Here is a 19284-nt window from a genome sequence, read left to right as displayed (position 1 = left end):
TCTGGCAAGGTTGCATCATGTCCCGGGGGCTGGCAAGCAGCCATGCGTGATGCTGTGTACGGGTTATCGGCTGGCGGGTGGGAATCTGTAGTCTGGCTGATATTTCCGGGGCTGGTTTGCGGCCCATCGCAGGCGATCGCGGTACCTTGTGGGAGCGGTATTGTGTCGCGATAGGAGGGCAAAGCCCTACCGGCTTTCTCAAGGCAAAAAAAAGCCCCGCCAATCGACGGGGTTGAGGTACGAGCGTGGCAGCTCGAAAAGGGTACTGCCCCTCGCGGGGAGGGGCAGTGGGCTGCCTTACAGCAGCATGGTGCGGATATCGCCCAGCACGTCGCCCAGGCGCTTGGTGAAGCGCGCGGCGGCAGCACCGTTGATCACACGGTGATCGTAGGACAGCGACAGCGGCAGCATCAGCTTCGGCTGGAAGGCCTTGCCATCCCATACCGGCTGCATGGTCGCCTTGGAGACGCCCAGGATAGCCACTTCCGGCGCGTTGACGATCGGCGTGAAGCCGGTGCCGCCAATGTGGCCGAGGCTGGAGATGGTGAAGCAGGCGCCTTGCATCTCGTCGGCCGACAGCTTCTTGGTGCGGGCTTTTTCGGCCAGCGCAGCCGCTTCGGCAGCCAGTTGCAGCAGGCTCTTCTGGTCGACGTTCTTGATCACAGGGACCAGCAGGCCGTCCGGAGTGTCCACGGCAAAGCCGATGTGCACGTACTTCTTGCGGATGATGGCCTTGCCGCTTGGCGCCAGCGAGCTGTTGAAGTCCGGCAGTTCCTTGAGCAGGAAGGCGCAGGCCTTGAGCAGCAGTGGCAGCACGGTCAGCTTCACGCCAGCCTTCTCGGCCACGGCCTTCTGCGCAACGCGGAAGGCTTCCAGCTCGGTGATGTCGGCGGAGTCGAACTGGGTCACGTGCGGCACGTTCAGCCAGCTGCGGTGCAGGTTGGCAGCACCGACCTGCATCAGGCGGGTCAGGGCCACTTCTTCCACTTCACCGAACTTGCTGAAGTCCACGGCAGGGATCGGCGGGATGCCGGCGCCACCGGTTGCGCCAGCGGCTGCCGGTGCTTCCTTGGCCTTCTGCATCATCGCCTTGACGTAGACCTGCACGTCTTCTTTCAGGATGCGGCCGTGCGGACCGGTCGCGGCAACCGCACCCAGGTCGACGCCGAATTCACGGGCCAGCTGACGAACCGCCGGGCCTGCGTGAACCTTGGCGTTGCTGCCGGCAGCCGGTGCGGTAGCAACCGGTGCAGGGGCAGCAGCCGGGGCAGCAGCGGCAGGTGCGGCGGCCGGAGCCGCCTCAGCCTTGGCCGGGGCAGCAGCGGCGGCAGGTGCCGGAGCTGCAGCCGGGGCAGCGCCCGCGACTTTCAGCTTGAAGATCAGGTCGCCAGTGCCGACTTCGTCTTCCAGCTTGCACAGTACTTCTTCGACCACGCCGGCAGCCGGCGACGGGATTTCCATGGAGGCCTTGTCGGACTCCAGGGTAATCAGCGACTGGTCGGCTTCGACGGTGTCGCCGACCTTGACCAGCACTTCGATGATCTTGGCCTTGCCCGACGAACCGATGTCCGGCACGTGGATGTCCTGCACGCTGGCGGCAGCCGGGGCTGCTGCCGGAGCAGGGGCAGGGGCGGCTTCGGCGGCCGGAGCCGGCGCAGCAGCCTGGGCCGGGGCTGCGGCCGGGGCCTCAGGGGCCGCAGCAGCGGCGCCCTCGGCTTCCAGGACCAGCAGCTCGTCGCCTTCTTTCAGGCGGTCGCCCAGCTTGACCTTCAGTTCCTTGATGACGCCGGCTTTCGGGGCCGGGATCTCCATGGAGGCCTTGTCGGACTCCAGGGTCAGCAGGCTCTGGTCAGCCTCGATACGATCACCGACCTTGACGAACAGCTCGATGATTTCACCTTCACCGCTGCCGATGTCAGGTACGCGAATGAGTTCGCTCACTTAAAAATACTCCTCAGCAGTCCAGTGGGTTGCGCTTGTCCGGGTCGATACCGAACTTGACGATAGCGTCTGCAACAACCTTTGGTTCGATCTCGCCGCGGTCAGCCAGGGCTTCCAGGGCAGCCAGCACCACGAAGTGGCGGTCGACTTCGAAGAAGTGACGCAGCTTCTTGCGGCTGTCGCTGCGACCGTAACCGTCGGTACCCAGGACCTTGAACTCTTTGCTCGGTACCCACTGGCGAATCTGCTCGGCGAACAGCTTCATGTAGTCGGTGGAGGCGATGACCGGGCCCTTGCGACCGTTCAGGCACTGCTCGACGTAGGTCTGCTGTGGCTTCTGGCCAGGCTTCAGGCGGTTGGCGCGTTCCACGGCCAGGCCGTCGCGACGCAGTTCGTTGAAGCTGGTGACGCTCCACACGTCGGCACCGACGTTGAACTCTTCACGCAGGATCTTCGCTGCTTCGCGGACTTCGCGCAGGATGGTGCCGGAGCCCATCAGCTGTACGTGGTGCGCGGCTTCGCGGGTGTCTTCTTCCAGCAGGTACATGCCCTTGATGATGCCTTCCTCGACACCGGCCGGCATGGCTGGCTGCTGGTAGGATTCGTTCATCACGGTGATGTAGTAGAAGATGTCCTGTTGCTCTTCGGTCATCTTCTTCATGCCGTCCTGGATGATCACCGCCAGCTCGTAGCCGTAGGTCGGATCGTAGGTGCGGCAGTTCGGGATGGTGCCCGCCATCATGTGGCTGTGACCGTCTTCGTGCTGCAGGCCTTCACCGTTCAGGGTGGTACGGCCGGCGGTACCGCCGATCAGGAAGCCACGGGTGCGGCTGTCGCCAGCGGCCCAGGCCAGGTCGCCAATACGCTGGAAGCCGAACATCGAGTAGAAGATGTAGAACGGCAGCATCGGCTGGTTGTGGCAGCTGTACGAGGTACCGGCAGCGATGAACGACGACATGGCGCCGGCTTCGTTGATGCCTTCCTCGAGGATCTGGCCCTTCTTGTCTTCGCGGTAGAACATCACCTGGTCTTTATCGACTGGCTCGTAGAGCTGGCCGACCGACGAGTAGATGCCCAGCTGGCGGAACATGCCTTCCATACCGAAGGTACGGGCTTCGTCCGGGATGATCGGGACGATGCGCTGGCCGATTTCCTTGTCCTTGACCAGCTGCGCCAGAATACGCACGAAGGCCATGGTGGTGGAGATTTCGCGGTCGCCCGAGCCGTCCAGGATCGCTTTCAGCGTTTCCAGTGGCGGGGTCGGTACGCTGAAGCTCTTGGCGCGGCGCTGTGGCACGAAACCGCCCAGGGCAGCACGGCGCTCGGCCAGGTACTTGGCTTCGGCAGAACCTTCTTCCGGCTTGAAGAACGGCAGGTTCTCCAGGTCGGCATCCTTGACCGGGATGTCGAAGCGGTCACGGAAGTGACGCAGGCTGTCGACGTCGACCTTCTTGGTGTTGTGCGCGGTGTTCTTGGCTTCGCCGGCACCGGTACCGTAACCCTTGATGGTCTTGGCCAGGATGACGGTAGGCTGGTCCTTGTGGTTGACCGCCTGGTGGTACGCCGCGTAGACCTTGTACGGGTCGTGGCCGCCACGGTTGAGCTTCCAGATCTCTTCGTCGGACAGGTCTTCGACCATGGCCTTGAGCTCTGGGGTGTTGAAGAAGTTCTCACGAACGTACGCGCCGTCTTTGGCTTTGTAGTTCTGGTACTCGCCGTCGATGACTTCGTCCATGCGGCGCTGCAGGGCACCGTTGGTGTCCTTGGCGAACAGTGGGTCCCAGAAACGGCCCCAGACGACCTTGTTGACGTTCCAGCCACCGCCACGGAACACGCCTTCGAGTTCCTGGATGATCTTGCCGTTGCCGCGAACCGGGCCGTCGAGGCGCTGCAGGTTGCAGTTGATGACGAAGATCAGGTTGTCCAGCTTCTCGCGGCCGGCCAGGGCGATTGCACCCAGGGATTCCGGCTCGTCGCACTCGCCGTCGCCCATGAAGCACCAGACCTTCTGCTTGCCGGCCGGGATGAAGCCGCGGGCTTCCAGGTACTTCATGAAACGTGCCTGGTAGATGGCCTGGATCGGGCCCAGACCCATCGAAACGGTCGGGAACTGCCAGAAATCAGGCATCAACCATGGGTGCGGGTACGAAGACAGGCCGTTGCCGTCCACTTCCTGACGGAAGTTGTTCATCTGGTCTTCGCTGATGCGGCCTTCCATGAACGCACGGGCGTAGACGCCTGGCGAAGCGTGGCCCTGGAAGAAGATCAGGTCGCCGCCGTGTTCTTCGGTCGGGGCCTGGAAGAAGTAGTTGAAGCCGATGTCGTACAGGGTGGCGCTGGAGGCGAAGCTGGAGATGTGTCCGCCCAGGTCCGAGTCTTTCAGGTTGGTACGCATGACCATGGCCAGGGCGTTCCAACGTACCATCGAGCGAATGCGGCGTTCCATGAACAGGTCGCCAGGCATGCGTGCTTCGTGGGTGACAGGGATGGTGTTGCGGTATGGCGTGGTGATCGCATACGGCAGCTGGGAGCCACTACGGGTGGCCAGCTCGCCCATACGGGTCATCAGGTAATGAGCGCGGTCTTCGCCTTCTTTGTCGAGGACCGACTCCAGGGCATCCAGCCATTCCTGGGTTTCGATTGGATCGAGGTCTTGCATGGCTTGCTCCAGGGCGGAAAGGCAACCAGAATCGATTGCCTGAGATTGCGACTGGCCTTATGGGCAGACGTCGTGAATTCTTGGATTACCGGGGTGTCCTCCGGCGCCGTGTAGTTTTACTACATTTGCTTTCGCATTTCATGCTTTTACACGACACGAGTAGTAGTAAAACTACATTTGTGCGACGTTTCGTCGCATGCTGGCTTGTGAGGAAAAACGTTCATGTTGGTTGGCATTGTGTCGCGAACGGGTAACTCTTGATGTTTGTTGCCAATTTTTCGTTTCTTTCAGCTATTTCCAACTTTTGTACGACAGTCCAACCGTGGTCCGGCTTCCCCTTGGCCGCTTCTTCCCCTCTATTTCACGCCGATCAAGGATAGACCATGCGCCTACCTTTGCCGTCCGATCTGCCCGCTACCCTGCAGCCGCTGGTCGCGCGCAACCAGCAATTCATCAGCGATGCGGTGGCTGCCCACCCGGAACTCGACCTCCAGGCCTGGAGCCCGCTGCACCGGCAACAGTTCGACCAGGTAGCCGCCGCCAGCGACTTCGTGCTCGGCCTGGTCCGGCGCGAGCCGGCCATGCTGTTCGGTCTGCTGGCCAGTGGCGAGCTGGATCGGCGTTACGCCGCGGGTGAACTGCGCGGGCACATCGCTGCAGCCGCCCAGGCGGCGCAGAGCGAGGACGAGCTGGCGCGCAACCTGCGCCGCGAGCGCAACCGCCAACAGCTGCGCATCATCTGGCGCGACATCACCCGCCAGGCCGCGCTGGGCGAAACCTGCCGCGACCTGTCCGACCTGGCCGACGCCGCCATCGATGAAGCCTACCAATGGCTGTACCCGCGCCACTGCCAGCAGTTCGGCACGCCTGTCGGCAACCGCAGCGGCCAGCCGCAGCACATGGTGGTGCTGGGCATGGGCAAGCTGGGCGCGGTGGAGCTGAACCTGTCGTCGGACATCGACCTGATCTTCGCCTTCCCCGAAGGCGGCGAAACCGAAGGGGTGAAGCGCTCGCTGGACAACCAGGAGTTCTTCACCCGCCTGGGCCAGCGCCTGATCAAGGCGCTGGACCCGGTCACCGTCGACGGTTTCGTGTTCCGCGTCGACATGCGCCTGCGCCCGTATGGCTCTGCCGGCGCGCTGGTGCTCAGCTTCAATGCCCTTGAACAGTACTACCAGGACCAGGGCCGTGACTGGGAACGCTACGCGATGATCAAGGCGCGGGTGGTGGCCGGCGACCAGGCGGCCGGCGCGCAGCTGCAGGAGATGCTGCGGCCGTTCGTGTACCGGCGCTACCTGGACTTTTCCGCGATCGAAGCGCTGCGCACCATGAAGCAGCTGATCCAGCAGGAAGTGCGGCGCAAGGGCATGGCCGACAACATCAAGCTGGGTGCCGGTGGCATTCGCGAGGTGGAATTCATCGCCCAGGCCTTCCAGCTGATCCACGGCGGGCGCGACCTCAGCCTGCAACAGCGGCCGCTGCTGAAAGTGCTGGCCACCCTCGAGGGCCAGGGCTACCTGCCGCCAGCCGTGGTCGCCGAGTTGCGCGAGGGTTATGAGTTCCTGCGCTATACCGAACACGCCATCCAGGCCATCGCCGACCGCCAGACGCAGATGCTGCCGGACAGCGAGACCGATAAGGCGCGGGTGGCCTACATGCTCGGTTATGCCGACTGGCAAAGCTTCCATGACCAGCTGACGCACTGGCGTGGCCGCATTGACTGGCACTTCCGCCAGGTGATCGCCGACCCGGATGATGAAGACGGCGAGGGCGAGCTGGTGGTGGGTGGCGAATGGTCGCCGCTGTGGGAGCAGGCGCAGGATGAAGATGCCGCTGGCCGTCAGCTACAGGAGGCCGGTTTCCAGCAGCCCGCAGAAGCCCTGCGGCGCCTGGCCGCGCTGCGCTCCAGCCCGCAGCTGCGTTCGATGCAGCGGATTGGCCGTGAGCGCCTGGACGCCTTTATCCCGCGGTTGCTGGCCCAGGCTGTGGAACATGACAACCCCGACCTGGTGCTCGAGCGCGTGCTGCCGCTGGTCGAGGCGGTGGCACGCCGTTCTGCCTACCTGGTACTGCTCACCGAAAACCCCGGCGCCTTGCGCCGCCTGCTGACCCTGTGTGCCGCCAGCCCGTGGATTGCCGAGCAGATTGCCCGCTATCCGCTGCTGCTCGACGAACTGCTCAATGAAGGCCGCCTGTTCAGCCCGCCACTGGCGCCGGAGCTGGCCAGCGAACTGCGCGAGCGCCTGACGCGCATCCCCGAGGACGACCTGGAACAGCAAATGGAGGCGCTGCGCCACTTCAAGCTGGCCCACAGCCTGCGCGTGGCCGCCTCGGAAATCAGCGGCAACCTGCCGCTGATGAAAGTCAGCGACTACCTGACCTGGCTGGCCGAGGCCATTCTCGACCAGGTACTGGCCCTGGCCTGGCGCCAGACAGTGGCCCGCCACGGCCAGCCCAAGCGCAGCGACGGCAGCCTGTGCGACCCGGGCTTCATCATCATCGGCTACGGCAAGGTAGGTGGCCTGGAACTGGGCCACGGTTCGGACCTGGACCTGGTATTCATCCATGACGGCGACCCGCAGGCGGAAACCGACGGCGCCAAGCCGATCGACAGTGCGCAGTTCTTCACCCGCCTGGGCCAGCGCATCATTCACCTGCTGACCACTCAGACCAACTCGGGCCAGCTGTATGACGTGGACATGCGCCTGCGCCCGTCGGGGGCCTCGGGCCTGCTGGTGAGTTCGCTGGGAGCGTTCGAGCGCTACCAGCAGAACGAGGCCTGGACCTGGGAGCATCAGGCCCTGGTGCGGGCCCGGGTGCTGGTGGGCTGCAAGCAGGTGGGCACGGCGTTCGAAGGCGTGCGCGCCAAGGTGCTGGGCCAGGCCCGCGACCTGGAAAAACTGCGCAGCGAAGTGAGCGAAATGCGCGCCAAGATGCGCGACAACCTCGGCACCAAGGCCACCGCAGCCGGTACCGCGGCCAACGCCTTCGAGGCCGGTGTGCCGTTCGATATCAAGCAGGATGCCGGCGGTATCGTCGATATCGAATTTATGGTGCAATACGCCGCTTTGGCCTGGTCCCACGACCACCCGGCCATACTCCGATGGACCGATAACATCCGCATTCTGGAAGAGCTGGAGCAGGCGGGTTTGATGCCGGCCAGTGACGCGGTGCTGTTGCGTGAAGTGTACAAGGCGTTCCGCTCGGCCTCGCACCGCCAGGCCCTGCAGAAGCAGGCCGGGGTTATCGATGCGGCGCAGTTTGCCGATGAACGCCGTGAGGTGCGGCGGATCTGGGGTGAATTGGGTTTGACTTGAGATTGCTGGGGCCGCCTTGCGGCCCATCGCGACACAAGGCCGCTCCTACAGGAGATCGCATTCCCTTGTAGGAGCGGCCTTGTGTCGCGATGGGCTGCAAAGCAGCCCCAAAGGCTCATGCCTCACCACCGGTGGTACACTGTCCGCCACATAGCCTGAATATAAAGAGGGGAGGCCAGGCTGTACCGCAGCCTGTAGCCTCCCCGAGCGTTTCTGGACTAAGCATGAGAATACTGATCATTGGCCCCAGCTGGGTCGGCGACATGGTGATGGCGCAGACCCTGTTCCAGTGCCTGAAACAGCAGCACCCCGACTGCGTGATCGATGTGCTGGCCCCCGAGTGGAGCCGGCCGATCCTCGAACGCATGCCCGAGGTCCGTCAGGCCCTGAGCTTCCCGCTCGGCCACGGCGCACTGGAACTGGCCACGCGGCGACGCATCGGCAAGTCCCTGGCCGGCCAGTACGACCAGGCCATCCTGCTGCCCAACTCGCTCAAGTCGGCGCTGGTGCCGTTCTTTGCCGGTATCCCCAAGCGCACCGGCTGGCGTGGCGAAATGCGCTTCGGCCTGCTCAACGACGTGCGCAAGCTGGACAAGGCCCGCTACCCGCTGATGATCGAGCGCTTCATGGCCCTGGCCTATGCGCCCGGCGCCGAGCTGCCGCAGCCGTACCCGCGCCCCAGCCTGCAGATCGAAGCGCAAAGCCGCGACGCCGCCCTGGCCAAGTTCGGCCTGGAGCTGGACCGCCCGGTGCTGGCGCTGTGCCCCGGTGCCGAGTTCGGCGAGGCCAAGCGCTGGCCGGCCGAGCACTACGCCACCGTGGCCGATGCGATGATCCGCCAGGGCTGGCAGGTGTGGCTGTTCGGCTCGAAGAACGATCACCCGGTTGGTGAGCAGATTCGCGACCGGCTGATCCCGGGCTTGCGTGAAGAATCGTCCAACCTGGCCGGCGAAACCTCGCTGGCCGAGGCTATCGACCTGATGTCCTGCGCCCATGCCGTGGTGTCCAACGACTCGGGCCTGATGCACGTGGCCGCCGCGCTGAACCGCCCGCTGGTGGCGGTGTACGGCTCGACCTCGCCAGGCTTCACCCCGCCGCTGGCCGAGCACGTGGAAGTGGTGCGCACCGGCATCGAGTGCAGCCCCTGCTTCGACCGCACCTGCCGCTTCGGCCACTACAACTGCCTGCGCTTGCTGGAACCGGGCAAAGTCATCGCTGCCCTGCACAGCCTGACCGGGCCGGACCTGATCGATACCGTGGCCGAGGTCGACTAAGTGCGGGTACTGATCATCAAGACTTCGTCGCTGGGTGATGTGATCCACACCTTGCCGGCGCTTACCGATGCCGCCCACGCCATCCCGGGCATCCGCTTCGACTGGGTGGTGGAAGAAGGCTTCGCCGAAATCCCCAGCTGGCACCCGGCGGTCGACCAGGTGATCCCGGTGGCCATTCGCCGCTGGCGCAAGAACGTCTGGCAAACCATCAAGAGCGGCGAGTGGAAGGCGTTCAAGCAACGCGTACGCGAGCGCAAGTACGACCTGGTGATCGACGCCCAGGGCCTGGTCAAATCGGCCTGGCTGACCCGCTACGTGAAGGCGCCGGTGGCTGGCCTGGACCGCTACTCGGCCCGCGAAGGCTGGGCCAGCCGCTTCTATGACCGGCGCCTGTCGGTTGCCACCGGCCAGCACGCGGTGGAGCGGGTGCGCCAGCTGTTCGCCATGGCCCTGGCCTACGACCTGCCGGAAGGCATCGGCAACTACGGCCTCGACCTCGAGCGCCTGCAACTGCCGCCGGCCGCCCCCTATGTAGTGTTCCTGCATGGCACCACCTGGGCGACCAAGCACTGGCCCGAAGCCTACTGGCGCGAACTGGCCGAGCGCATGGGCCGGCGCAAGCTGGAAGTGCGCCTGCCGTGGGGCAACCCGGCCGAGAAGGCGCGGGCCGAGCGCATCGCCCAGGGCTTGAACAACTGCCAGGTGCTCCCCAAATTGAACCTTGCCGGCGTCGCACGCGTGCTGGCGGCGGCAAAAGCCTGCGTGGCGGTCGATACCGGCCTCGGCCACCTGGCGGCGGCACTCGATGTGCCCACCATTTCGCTGTTCGGCCCGACCAATCCGGGCCTGACCGGCGCCTACGGACGGACCCAGATTCACCAGGCCAGTGACTGGCCCTGCGCGCCCTGCCTGCAGAAGAAGTGCACCTACAAACCGAGCGCCGACGACCTGCGCCGGTTCGATCTGAAACGCGAGTGGCCATTGTGCTTCACTCGCCTGAATCCCGAGCATGTGGCGAGCCGCTTGAGCGCGTTGCTGCTGGCTGAGGATGTCCGTTGATGCAACTGGCTTTCGTGCTTTACAAATATTTCCCCTTCGGCGGGCTGCAGCGCGACTTCATGCGCATTGCCCTGGAATGCCAGAAGCGGGGCCACCAGATCCGTGTGTACACGTTGATCTGGGAGGGTGACATTCCGCCGGGCTTCGAAGTGCTGGTGGCGCCGGTGAAGGCGATTTTCAACCACCGCCGCAACGAGAAGCTCAGCGCCTGGATGGCCGCCGACCTGGCCAAGCGCCCGGTCGACCGCCTGATCGGTTTCAACAAGATGCCAGGGCTGGACGTGTACTACGCCGCCGACGGCTGCTTCGAGGACAAGGCGCAGACCCTGCGTGGCGGCCTGTACCGCCGCTGGGGCCGCTACCGGCACTTTGCCGAGTACGAACGTGCGGTGTTCGCCAAGGACGCCCATACCGAAGTGCTGATGATTTCCGAAGTGCAGCAGCCGCTGTTCATCAAGCACTACGGCACCCCGGTAGAGCGTTTCCACCTGCTGCCGCCGGGCATTTCCCAGGACCGCCGCGCGCCGGCCAATGCCGGCGAAATCCGCGCCGAGTTCCGCAAGGAATTCAACCTGGGCGATGACGACCTGCTGCTGGTGCAGATCGGTTCGGGCTTCAAGACCAAGGGCGTTGACCGCAGCCTCAAGGCCCTGGCCGCACTGCCGTCGGCCCTGCGCAAGCGCACCAGGCTGATGGTGATCGGCCAGGATGACCCCAAGGTATTCCAGCTGCAAAGCGCTACCTTGGGCCTGGGTGAGCAGGTGCAGTTCCTCAAGGGCCGCAGTGACATCCCGCGTTTCCTGCTGGGCGCCGACCTGCTGATCCACCCGGCGTACAACGAGAACACCGGCACGGTGCTGCTCGAGGCGCTGGTGGCCGGCCTGCCGGTGCTGGTCTCCAAGGTGTGCGGCTACGCCCACTACATTGCCGAGGCCGACAGCGGCCTGGTGCTGGACGAGCCGTTCGAGCAGGAACAGCTCAATGGTTATCTGCAGCGCATGCTCGAAGACCAACAGGCCCGCGCCAGCTGGTCGCGCAACGGCCTGGCGTTTGCTGAAACCGCCGATCTGTACAGCATGCCGCAGCATGCCGCCGACGTGATCCTGGGGCAGGAGTCCGCATGAAGCTGATACTGGCCGAACCGTTCAAGCGCCTGTGGGCCGGGCGTGATGCCTTCGATGCCGTGGAGGCGCTGCAAGGCGAGGTCTATCGCGAACTGGAAGGGCGCCGCACGCTGCGCACCGAGGTCGCTGGCGAGGGCTTCTTCGTCAAGATCCACCGCGGCATCGGCTGGGGCGAGATCTTCAAGAACCTGCTTACCGCCAAGCTGCCGGTGCTTGGCGCCGGCCAGGAATGGCAGGCCATCCAGCGCCTGCACCAGGTTGGCGTGCCGACCATGACTGCCGTCGCCTATGGCGAGCGTGGCAGCAACCCGGCCGCGCAGCACTCGTTCATCATCACCGAAGAACTGGCGCCGACCATCAGCCTGGAAGACTTCAGCATCGACTGGGTCAGGCAGCCGCCCGAGCCGCGCCTGAAGCGCGCGCTGATCGCCGAAGTGGCGAAGATGACCGGCGGCATGCACCGCGCGGGGGTCAACCACCGCGACTGCTACATCTGCCACTTCCTGCTGCACACCGACCGCCCGGTGACGGCGGATGACTTCAAACTGTCGGTGATCGACCTGCACCGCGCGCAGACCCGGGCGAAAACCAGCCGCCGCTGGCGTGACAAGGACCTGGCCGCGCTGTACTTCTCGGCGCTGGACATCGGCCTGACCCAGCGCGACAAGCTGCGCTTCCTGCGCGGTTACTTCCAGCGCCCGCTGCGGCAGGTCCTGAAGGATGAAGCCGCGCTGCTCGCCTGGCTGGAGCGCAAGGCGCAGAAACTCTACGACCGCAAGCAACGTTATGGGGATGCACTCTGATGGCGGGGTGGACACTGGCGCCAGGCTACGAACACCTGGCGGCGGACTTCGGCAGCCTGGAAGCGGTATTTGCCCTGCAAGGCGAGCGCCTGACCCGCGACCCGATCAGCGAGGTGGTGCGTATCGAGCGTGACGGGGTCAATTACTACGTCAAGCGCTACACCGGGGCCGGCAAGCACATGCGCCGTTACCTGGGCCGACCGCGGATCAAGGCCGAATGGCAGAACCTCAAGCAGTTCGACAAGTGGGGCATCCCCACTGCCGAAGTGGTGGCCTGGGGCCTGGAGCGCAATGGCCTGGCCTTTGGCCGGGGGGCCATGATCACCCGCGAACTGCCGCGCACCGAAGACCTGTCGGCGCTGGCCGAGCGCAACGATGCACGCCTGGCCGATCGCGCCTGGGTCGGGCATGTCAGCAGCCAGCTGGCGCGCCACACCCGGGTCATGCACCAGCACCACTTCGCCCACAACGACCTGAAATGGCGCAACCTGCTGGTCGACGACCAGGGCACGCTATTCTTCATCGACTGCCCCACCGGCGATTTCTGGCGCGGCTTCATGTGGCGGCACCGGATGATCAAGGACCTGGCGTGCCTGGACAAAGTGGCCAAATACCACCTGTCGGCAACCCAGCGCCTGCGTTTCTACCTGCAATACCGTGGCCGCGACCGGCTGAATGTGCGTGACAAGAAGCGCATTCGCCAGGTGGTGAGCTTTTTCGAGGGAAGGGAATGACCGATTACCTGGCCAGCGCGGACCTCGCGCTGCTCAAACGCCATGGCCTGGACGACTTCGAGGCGCTGTGGGCGCTGCAACTGGATGCCGTGGACGAACCGAACACCGGCCGCGGTGGCTGGAGCAGCGTGTTCCGCCTGGAGCTCGAAGGCAAGGGCTACTACCTCAAGCGCCAGAGCGACTACCTGACCCGTACCCTGCACCGGCCATTCGGCGAGCCGACCTTCGCCCGCGAATTCCGCAACATCAGCCGTTACCAGAAGCTGCAGATTCCGGCCTTGCAGGCGGTGTTCTATGGCGAGCGCAAGAAAGGCGGCACGCACCGGGCGATCCTGATGACTCGCGCCCTGGACGAATGGGCCGACCTCGACAGCCTGCTGGCCCGGTGGCCACAACTGAGCGATGCTGAACGCAATGGCGTCCTGCAGGCCTGCGGCCAGTTGGCGCGCACCCTGCACAGCGCCGGCCAGGTGCATGGCTGCTTCTACCCCAAGCACATCTTCCTGCGCCAGCGCCGCGAAGGCTGGGACGCGCAACTGATCGACCTGGAGAAGACCCGCCCCCTGCTGTTCGGTATGCGTGACCGTCTCAAGGACCTGGAGCCGCTGCTGCGTCGTGCCCCGGTCTGGAGCGAGCGTGATGTACGTACCTTGCTGGCCAGCTACCTGGCGCAGCCTGCCGATGGCACGCTGGTCGATACCTGGCTGCAACGCCTGACGCAACGCCGTCGTGAAAAAGAGGCCCGCTGATGCGTTTGTCTGAATTGAAAGAGGCCGGGCGCAGCCCCTCGTTGCCCCTGAGCATCACCCTGGCCGATGCCGCCGGCACGGCCGACCTGCAATTGCTCAGCCTGCTGCGCGTGCTGCCGGGCCAGCGCTATGTGGGCGCCGGCGTGTGGCGCGGTACCCCGGTGCTGGCCAAGCTGCTGGTCGGTGGTAACGCTGCACGGCATTTCCAGCGCGAACTGCAGGGCGTGAAGCTGCTGGCCGAGCAGGGCCTGACCACGCCGAAGCTGCTGGCCGACGGCCTCAAGGAAGGCGAGGGCGGCTGGCTGCTGTTCGAATTCCTCGACGGCGCCGAAAGCCTGGCCGATGCCTGGGCGGCAGTGGAGAGCTTGCCGGTATTGGCCGACGAGCAGCACCTGGTGCTGGGCGAGGCGCTCACCGCAGTGGCGCACATGCACGCCCGGGGCCTGTGGCAGGAAGACCTGCACCTGGACAACCTGCTGCGCCACGGCGGCAAGCTGTACCTGATCGACGGCGCCGGCATCAAGGCCGAAACGCCTGGTCAGCAGCTGTCGCGCCCACGTGTGCTGGAAAACCTGGGGGTGTTCTTCGCCCAGCTACCCAAGCGCCTGGAGCCGTTCATCGAAGAACTGCTGGTGCACTACCTGCTGGCCAACGCCGAGCATGCGCTGCCGCTGGAAGCCTTGCAGAAGCAGGTGGACAAGGTGCGCAGCTGGCGCCAGAAGGATTACCTGGAAAAGGCTGGTCGTGAATGCAGCCTGTTCAGTGTCGAGCGCAGCCTTTCGGGCTTGCGGGCAGTCCGCCGCGACGAGGTCGAAGCCATGTTGCCGGTGCTGGAGCAGGCCGACGCGTTGATTGACCAGGGCCACCTGTACAAGACCGGTGGTGCGGCCAGTGTGGCGCGCATCGAGGTTGGCGGGCGCACGCTGGTGCTCAAACGCTACAACATCAAGAACACCGCGCACTGGTTCAAGCGCTTCTGGCGCCCGAGCCGGGCCTGGCATTCCTGGATCGAAGGCCACCGCCTGGAATTCCTCGACATTGCCACGTCGCGTCCACTCGCGGTGCTGGAGCAGCGGGTGATGGGGCTGCGAAGCCGTGCCTACCTGGTCACCGAGTATATCGATGGCCCGGACCTGGCCGAATGCTTCGCGCCCTACGTGGATAACGGCGATGCGCCCGAGGAGCAGGTGGATGCCCTGGTGCATGTGATGCAGCAACTGATTCGCGAGCGTATCAGCCACGGCGACTTCAAGGGCCACAACCTGTTCTGGCACAACGGCCAGTGGTCGCTGATCGACCTCGACGCCATGTGCCAGCACGCCACCCAGCTCAGCTTTGCCCCGGCCTACGCCCGTGATCGGGCGCGGCTGCTGCGCAACTGGCCGAGTGGCAGTGCCTTGCATCAGCGGCTGGACCGGCTGCTGCCCAAGCTGGCCGAGTAATCCGCCGGCAGTGCCAGCCAGTCGCTGCTGCGGCCTGGCTGGCGCACGCGAATACGCCATTGGCCGCCCTGTTGGCGCAGTACTGCCCAGGCGTGGACTGCGCCCAGTGCCTTCTCGGGCAGCAGCAGATGGTAATGCCCGGCAAGCAGGTGCCGACGAACCGGCAACTGCTGGTCACCCAGCTGCAGATAGAGTTGCCCCCCGGCGTCGTGCAGGTCGGCTTCCCCTGCCACCGGTTCGCCCTCGAGCGGCGGTTGCAGACGTACCTCTTCCAACAGCTGGGCTACGTCAGGCAACCCGTCATGCCAAAGCACGATGGAATCGACCACCCAATTGCCATTGCGCAGCCGTTTGATCGGCAGCTGCGCGTAGGCATCCGGCTGTCTGGGGTCGAGCACCCTCCAGCGATAGCCGTCGAAGTGGACGTTGTACAACCGCCCCTGGCTGTCCTTGACGAAGTAACGGTCCGGGCCTGGCACGCTGTTGATCTGTTCGTACACTTCCTCGCCATGAACCCCGTCGATCCGGTAGCGCAGCTTGCTCACGTCCACGGCCGCTTCGTGGGTTTTCGGCAGTGGGCGCGGGGGTTGCGGTGGCAGGCCGCGCATCGCCCTGCGCATGAGGGGCGAGCCAGCGAAACTGGACAACCCGTCGGCGCTGTGGCTCAAAGCGGCCATGGCGTGGTGGAAGGTTGCTGCGTAATCCTCTTTTTCCAGGGCTTCGAAGCCGTCCCACAGCGAAATCGACATACGGCCGAAGGCCAGGGCTGACATTGTCGGGGCCGGTAGCACGAGGCTGATCATGTCGAGAACCAGGCGCAGCGTCGACAGCCCGTACTCGCCGAGCAGCTCGCGGTTGCTGCGGCTGTTGGTATCGGCCTCGGCGATCATGGCGTGGACCTGAGCCTTGTAAAGGGCATCGAAGAGGTTGCCGTTGATCATTGGCCTTTGCACATATGGCCCGAGGCGGCCCTTGCGCACCAATTTGTCGAGCCGCTTGCCATCAGCCAGAGGCGCGCGCTGGATCAGGTACTTTCGCAAGGACGGCGTGCTGCGAAGGGTTCTGAGCAGCGCCCGGGTATCGGGGTATTCACGCCATGCGCGCCGGTCGGGAGCGTCCGGTGTATACAGCACAAGCGACGGCTGGTTGTCGCTCTCGGCATTGATCAGCAGTACCCCTTGCAGCGTGTGCCCGTCGATGATCAGCTGGCGCACCGCGATACGATGCTCGTCGATGGTAGGGCGCCAATTGTTGTCGGGGTGGTCGGTGACGGCTTTGACCCAGCGATAGCCTCGCTCGTGGGTATCGTTCAGAAAGTGCCTGGCATAGCGGGCCTTGGCCGCCTCGGCGCGCATGCGGGCGCGGTTCATGTTGCCGTGGCATTGCATGCGCCAGCGCGCACCGGGAGACTCCAGCAGGTGGGTTCGCAGGTAGCGGATGTAGCCACTGCCTGCGTCAAGCTCGCGCACCAGGCGCTTTACCCCTTCGGCGGATATCGATTCCAGCGTGGAACCGTCTTCGTGGTGTATTCGGGCAGTCAGCCAGTAATCGACGTCGAACCAGCCGATGTTCAGCAGGGCCAGCTCGTCCAGGCGGTAGGTGGTGGTTACTAGCTCGATGGTGCCACCGACATGGCGACGGTTGGCAACGGCCACGTAACCCGAAGGGGCCAGCGGGTTGATCAGCGGGCCGGTGCGGTGTGCAAGCGTGACGGTTATGCAGACTTTTTCGGCAGGCAAGTCGATGGAGAATTCGCGCCGCAGCGCCTTGCCAAGGCGTTCGCGCACCCATGCCAGCAGGTGGTGGCGATTGCCGAACGCCTCCAGGGTCAAAAGGCCGGGTGCAGCAGCCTGGGTGATGGCCCCGGCGAGCTCCTGGATCGTTTGCATGATGTGCGTCAGGCTTTGCGTGGAGCTCTGGCGCAGCCAGGCGGGCAGGTGTTTTTCCAGCAGCAGCGCATAACGGGTGGACAACGCATATTGGCTGCCCATGAGATCGGTCAGTGACTGCTGTTTGGCAAGGGTGCTTTTCAGTGCCGGCAGATCCGGGTGCTGGTCAAGCGCCCAGGCGGCGTGCCAGGCGATGGTAAGCCGTTGATGCTGCGCGTCGACCACGTCAGTGGCCTGTTGTTCGACCAGGTCGCCGGTAAACCACTCGTAGCGCAGCCGGTCGGCACATCGGACCAGTTGCTGGTCCTGCAGGCGGGGTAGCAATTGCAGCATTGGCTGGCTTTGCATGGGGTCGTCCAGGCGCTCGCACAGCTCCCTATGCAGTTCGGCCAGGTTGGCGAAGCCTTCAACGCCATGAGAAACGCTGCACAGCAGTGCCTGGCCTGTGGCTGTTGCAGGCTCGGCAACGATCCCTTCCGGTGCGTCTGCCACCAATACCAGCACGCCGGGTAACGGCAACCGGCCATGGGGGCTTGAACGGTTGAATACCGGCCGATAAACCTGGGCCCGGTGGGTGTCTGGCAGGTGGTTGCGCTGCCAGGGTAGCGGCAGCTCCAGGGAGGTGCGCAGCAGGCTGATGTGGCTGTAGTCCAGGGTCTGGTCGGCGAGGCGCAGTTCCAGTTCGGCCAGAAGTTGCTCATGGCGCAGTTCGCGCAGTTGCCGGACGCGGCTGTGGCCTGCTCCGACAGGGTCGTTCCAGAACGCTGCCAGGTCACCAAAAAAACGCTGACGCATGGCGGCCGGTTCCGTTTCGCCCGCCAGTTCGGGTTTGCCTTGCTCAAGGGCGATGAGTTGTTGATCGAGCGCTTCGAGGCGCTGCAAAGGTGTCATGGTATGGCTCCTTGGAAAATGGGAGCCAACCATGTCGCGGCAAAAGAGGGTGCGGGTATTACCCGGTTACTGCCGTGGACGAGGGTAGAAACCTTGCAGGCCGAGAGCCGCCGACACCCCCAGGCCGAGCCAGGCCAGGCTGTCCCAGACCCCGTCTCCCAGCAAGGCGGCAAACAGCCCCACGGCAGTGAGCAAGACCACGACCATCGGCCAGATGAAGATGCGCCAGGTCGGCTGTGACTTGTGGCTCATGCCCGCGCCTCCCGCTTCGTGCGTTGTTTGCCCCACCACAGGTACAAGCCGCTGCCGAGGACGATGATGGTCAGCACATCGAGTAGCGCCCACAGGATTTGCATTGGCCGGCCGCCGTAGTCGCCGAAGTGCAGTGGTTGCGACAGGCCCATGGCATTCATGTACCAGGGGCGTTCGCCGACGGCGGTCACCGCCAGTGTTCGCGCATCGATCAGCACGGGCGTGAGCAGGTGCGAGGTCAGGTGCGTGGCGCCCTTCATGAACACCGCATAGTGGTGCTCACTGGAAAAGCGTGTGCCCGGGAAGGCGATGAAGTCCGGGCGCATGCCGGGGGCGGCCTGTTCGGCGATGGTCAGCAGGTGGGTGGCCGGGGCGCGTTCGGTGAGCGGTGGGGCATCACGGTACGGGGCAACCATGGCGGCCAGGCTGTCGTTGCGCCAGGCGGCGATGACCAGGTCCGACAGCGCGCTGATGACACCGGTCACGCCTACCGTCAGAGCCCAGGCCAAGGTGACCACGCCGATCAGGTTGTGCAGGTCGAGCCAGCGCAGGCGACGGGATTTGCCGTGGCGCACCGTGCCGAAGTCCAGGCGGCGCATGAACGGTGCATAGAGTACGGTGCCGGAGATGATCGCCACTACGAACAGTATGCCCATGAAGGCCAGCAGCAGCTTGCCGGGCAGGCCGGCGAACATGTCCACGTGCAGGCGCAGCATGGTCATCATGAAGCCGCCGTTGGCAGCCGGCATGGCCACGGCTTCACCGGTGCGAGCGTCGAGCATGAAGGTGTGCGACGAATTGGGTTCGGTGCCGGCGGTGGCGGCGGTTATGGCCACTACGCCATTGGCTTCGTCCTCGTCGTAGCCGAAGTACTGCATGACCTCGCCGGGGCGGTGCTGCTCGGCCTTGATCACCAACTGCTGCAGGTCGAGGTGTGGTGTATCGGCTGGCATTTCCCGCAGTTCGGGGGCGTCGCCGAGCAGGTGTTCGAGTTCGTGGTGGAAGATCAGCGGCAGGCCGGTGACTGCCAGCAACAGCAGGAACAGGGTGCAGACCAGGCTGCTCCAGGTGTGGATCACCGACCAGCGGCGGATGGTTGGGCTTTTCATCACGGTACCGATTTTTGCCTGTTGGAAGCTGGGGCTGCTGC

The 19284-nt window shown here is 64.7% G+C and carries 13 protein-coding genes; 8 read left to right on the top strand and 5 right to left on the bottom strand.

The features are described from left to right. Window positions 1-297 precede the first annotated feature (297 nt). Together aceF and aceE are read right to left on the bottom strand one after the other, a co-directional pair. A complete protein-coding gene (gene aceF / locus ABIB24_RS17420; RefSeq protein WP_046614466.1) occupies window positions 298-1941 on the bottom strand; it encodes a dihydrolipoyllysine-residue acetyltransferase in 1644 nt (547 codons plus the stop codon). A gap of 13 nt (window positions 1942-1954) precedes the next feature. Beyond that, a complete protein-coding gene (gene aceE, locus ABIB24_RS17415) occupies window positions 1955-4600 on the bottom strand; it encodes a pyruvate dehydrogenase (acetyl-transferring), homodimeric type (RefSeq protein ID WP_046614465.1) in 2646 nt (881 codons plus the stop codon). Between the two features lie 383 nt (window positions 4601-4983). Between aceE and glnE the strand changes: the two genes are divergently transcribed. The 8 genes from glnE to ABIB24_RS17375 all read left to right on the top strand — a co-directional run bounded on the left by glnE (window position 4984) and on the right by ABIB24_RS17375 (window position 15102). Next, window positions 4984-7917 (top strand): bifunctional [glutamate--ammonia ligase]-adenylyl-L-tyrosine phosphorylase/[glutamate--ammonia-ligase] adenylyltransferase, encoded by a 2934-nt coding sequence (gene glnE / locus ABIB24_RS17410; RefSeq protein ID WP_085664112.1) that lies wholly within the window; start codon window positions 4984-4986, stop codon window positions 7915-7917. A 224-nt stretch (window positions 7918-8141) separates the two neighbouring features. Further along, the gene (gene waaF / locus ABIB24_RS17405; RefSeq protein ID WP_013970536.1) at window positions 8142-9191 is read left to right on the top strand and encodes a lipopolysaccharide heptosyltransferase II; all 1050 of its coding nucleotides are present in this window, start codon (window positions 8142-8144) and stop codon (window positions 9189-9191) included. After that, window positions 9192-10250, top strand: a complete 1059-nt coding sequence (waaC, locus tag ABIB24_RS17400; RefSeq protein WP_286919484.1) for a lipopolysaccharide heptosyltransferase I — start codon at window positions 9192-9194, stop codon at window positions 10248-10250. It begins immediately after the preceding gene. Next, on the top strand, window positions 10250-11374 hold the full coding sequence (locus ABIB24_RS17395; protein WP_013970538.1) for a glycosyltransferase family 4 protein: 1125 nt from the start codon (window positions 10250-10252) through the stop codon (window positions 11372-11374). Before waaC ends, ABIB24_RS17395 begins: the two co-directional genes overlap by 1 nt. Then, window positions 11371-12177 (top strand): lipopolysaccharide core heptose(I) kinase RfaP, encoded by an 807-nt coding sequence (gene rfaP, locus ABIB24_RS17390; RefSeq protein ID WP_137162814.1) that lies wholly within the window; start codon window positions 11371-11373, stop codon window positions 12175-12177. The genes ABIB24_RS17395 and rfaP overlap by 4 nt, the downstream gene beginning before the upstream one ends. Further along, window positions 12177-12911 carry a lipopolysaccharide kinase InaA family protein gene (locus tag ABIB24_RS17385; RefSeq protein ID WP_025337412.1) on the top strand — a complete coding sequence of 245 codons (735 nt, stop codon included), beginning with the start codon at window positions 12177-12179 and terminating at the stop codon, window positions 12909-12911. Before rfaP ends, ABIB24_RS17385 begins: the two co-directional genes overlap by 1 nt. Further along, window positions 12908-13660 (top strand): lipopolysaccharide kinase InaA family protein, encoded by a 753-nt coding sequence (locus ABIB24_RS17380; RefSeq protein ID WP_085600038.1) that lies wholly within the window; start codon window positions 12908-12910, stop codon window positions 13658-13660. The genes ABIB24_RS17385 and ABIB24_RS17380 overlap by 4 nt, the downstream gene beginning before the upstream one ends. Continuing rightward, the gene (locus ABIB24_RS17375) at window positions 13660-15102 is read left to right on the top strand and encodes a lipopolysaccharide kinase InaA family protein (RefSeq protein ID WP_274078777.1); all 1443 of its coding nucleotides are present in this window, start codon (window positions 13660-13662) and stop codon (window positions 15100-15102) included. Before ABIB24_RS17380 ends, ABIB24_RS17375 begins: the two co-directional genes overlap by 1 nt. On the opposite strand, the gene ABIB24_RS17370 is transcribed toward ABIB24_RS17375, so the two are convergent. The 3 genes from ABIB24_RS17370 to ABIB24_RS17360 all read right to left on the bottom strand — a co-directional run bounded on the left by ABIB24_RS17370 (window position 15063) and on the right by ABIB24_RS17360 (window position 19243). Then, window positions 15063-17882 carry a dermonecrotic toxin domain-containing protein gene (locus ABIB24_RS17370; protein ID WP_354316945.1) on the bottom strand — a complete coding sequence of 940 codons (2820 nt, stop codon included), beginning with the start codon at window positions 17880-17882 and terminating at the stop codon, window positions 15063-15065. The genes ABIB24_RS17375 and ABIB24_RS17370 overlap by 40 nt on opposite strands. A 66-nt stretch (window positions 17883-17948) precedes the next feature. Beyond that, window positions 17949-18134, bottom strand: coding sequence for a hypothetical protein (locus ABIB24_RS17365; RefSeq protein ID WP_354316944.1), 186 nt, complete (start codon window positions 18132-18134; stop codon window positions 17949-17951). Further along, window positions 18131-19243 carry a PepSY-associated TM helix domain-containing protein gene (locus tag ABIB24_RS17360; RefSeq protein WP_137162816.1) on the bottom strand — a complete coding sequence of 371 codons (1113 nt, stop codon included), beginning with the start codon at window positions 19241-19243 and terminating at the stop codon, window positions 18131-18133. Before ABIB24_RS17360 ends, ABIB24_RS17365 begins: the two co-directional genes overlap by 4 nt. Between the last annotated feature and the right edge of the window lie 41 nt (window positions 19244-19284).

This window comes from Pseudomonas sp. UYEF17 (assembly GCF_040546125.1).
Classification (GTDB): domain Bacteria; phylum Pseudomonadota; class Gammaproteobacteria; order Pseudomonadales; family Pseudomonadaceae; genus Aquipseudomonas; species Aquipseudomonas putida_Z.
The sequence above is the reverse complement of the archived record's forward strand: the minus strand, read 5'-3'. Positions and strand labels throughout refer to the sequence as shown.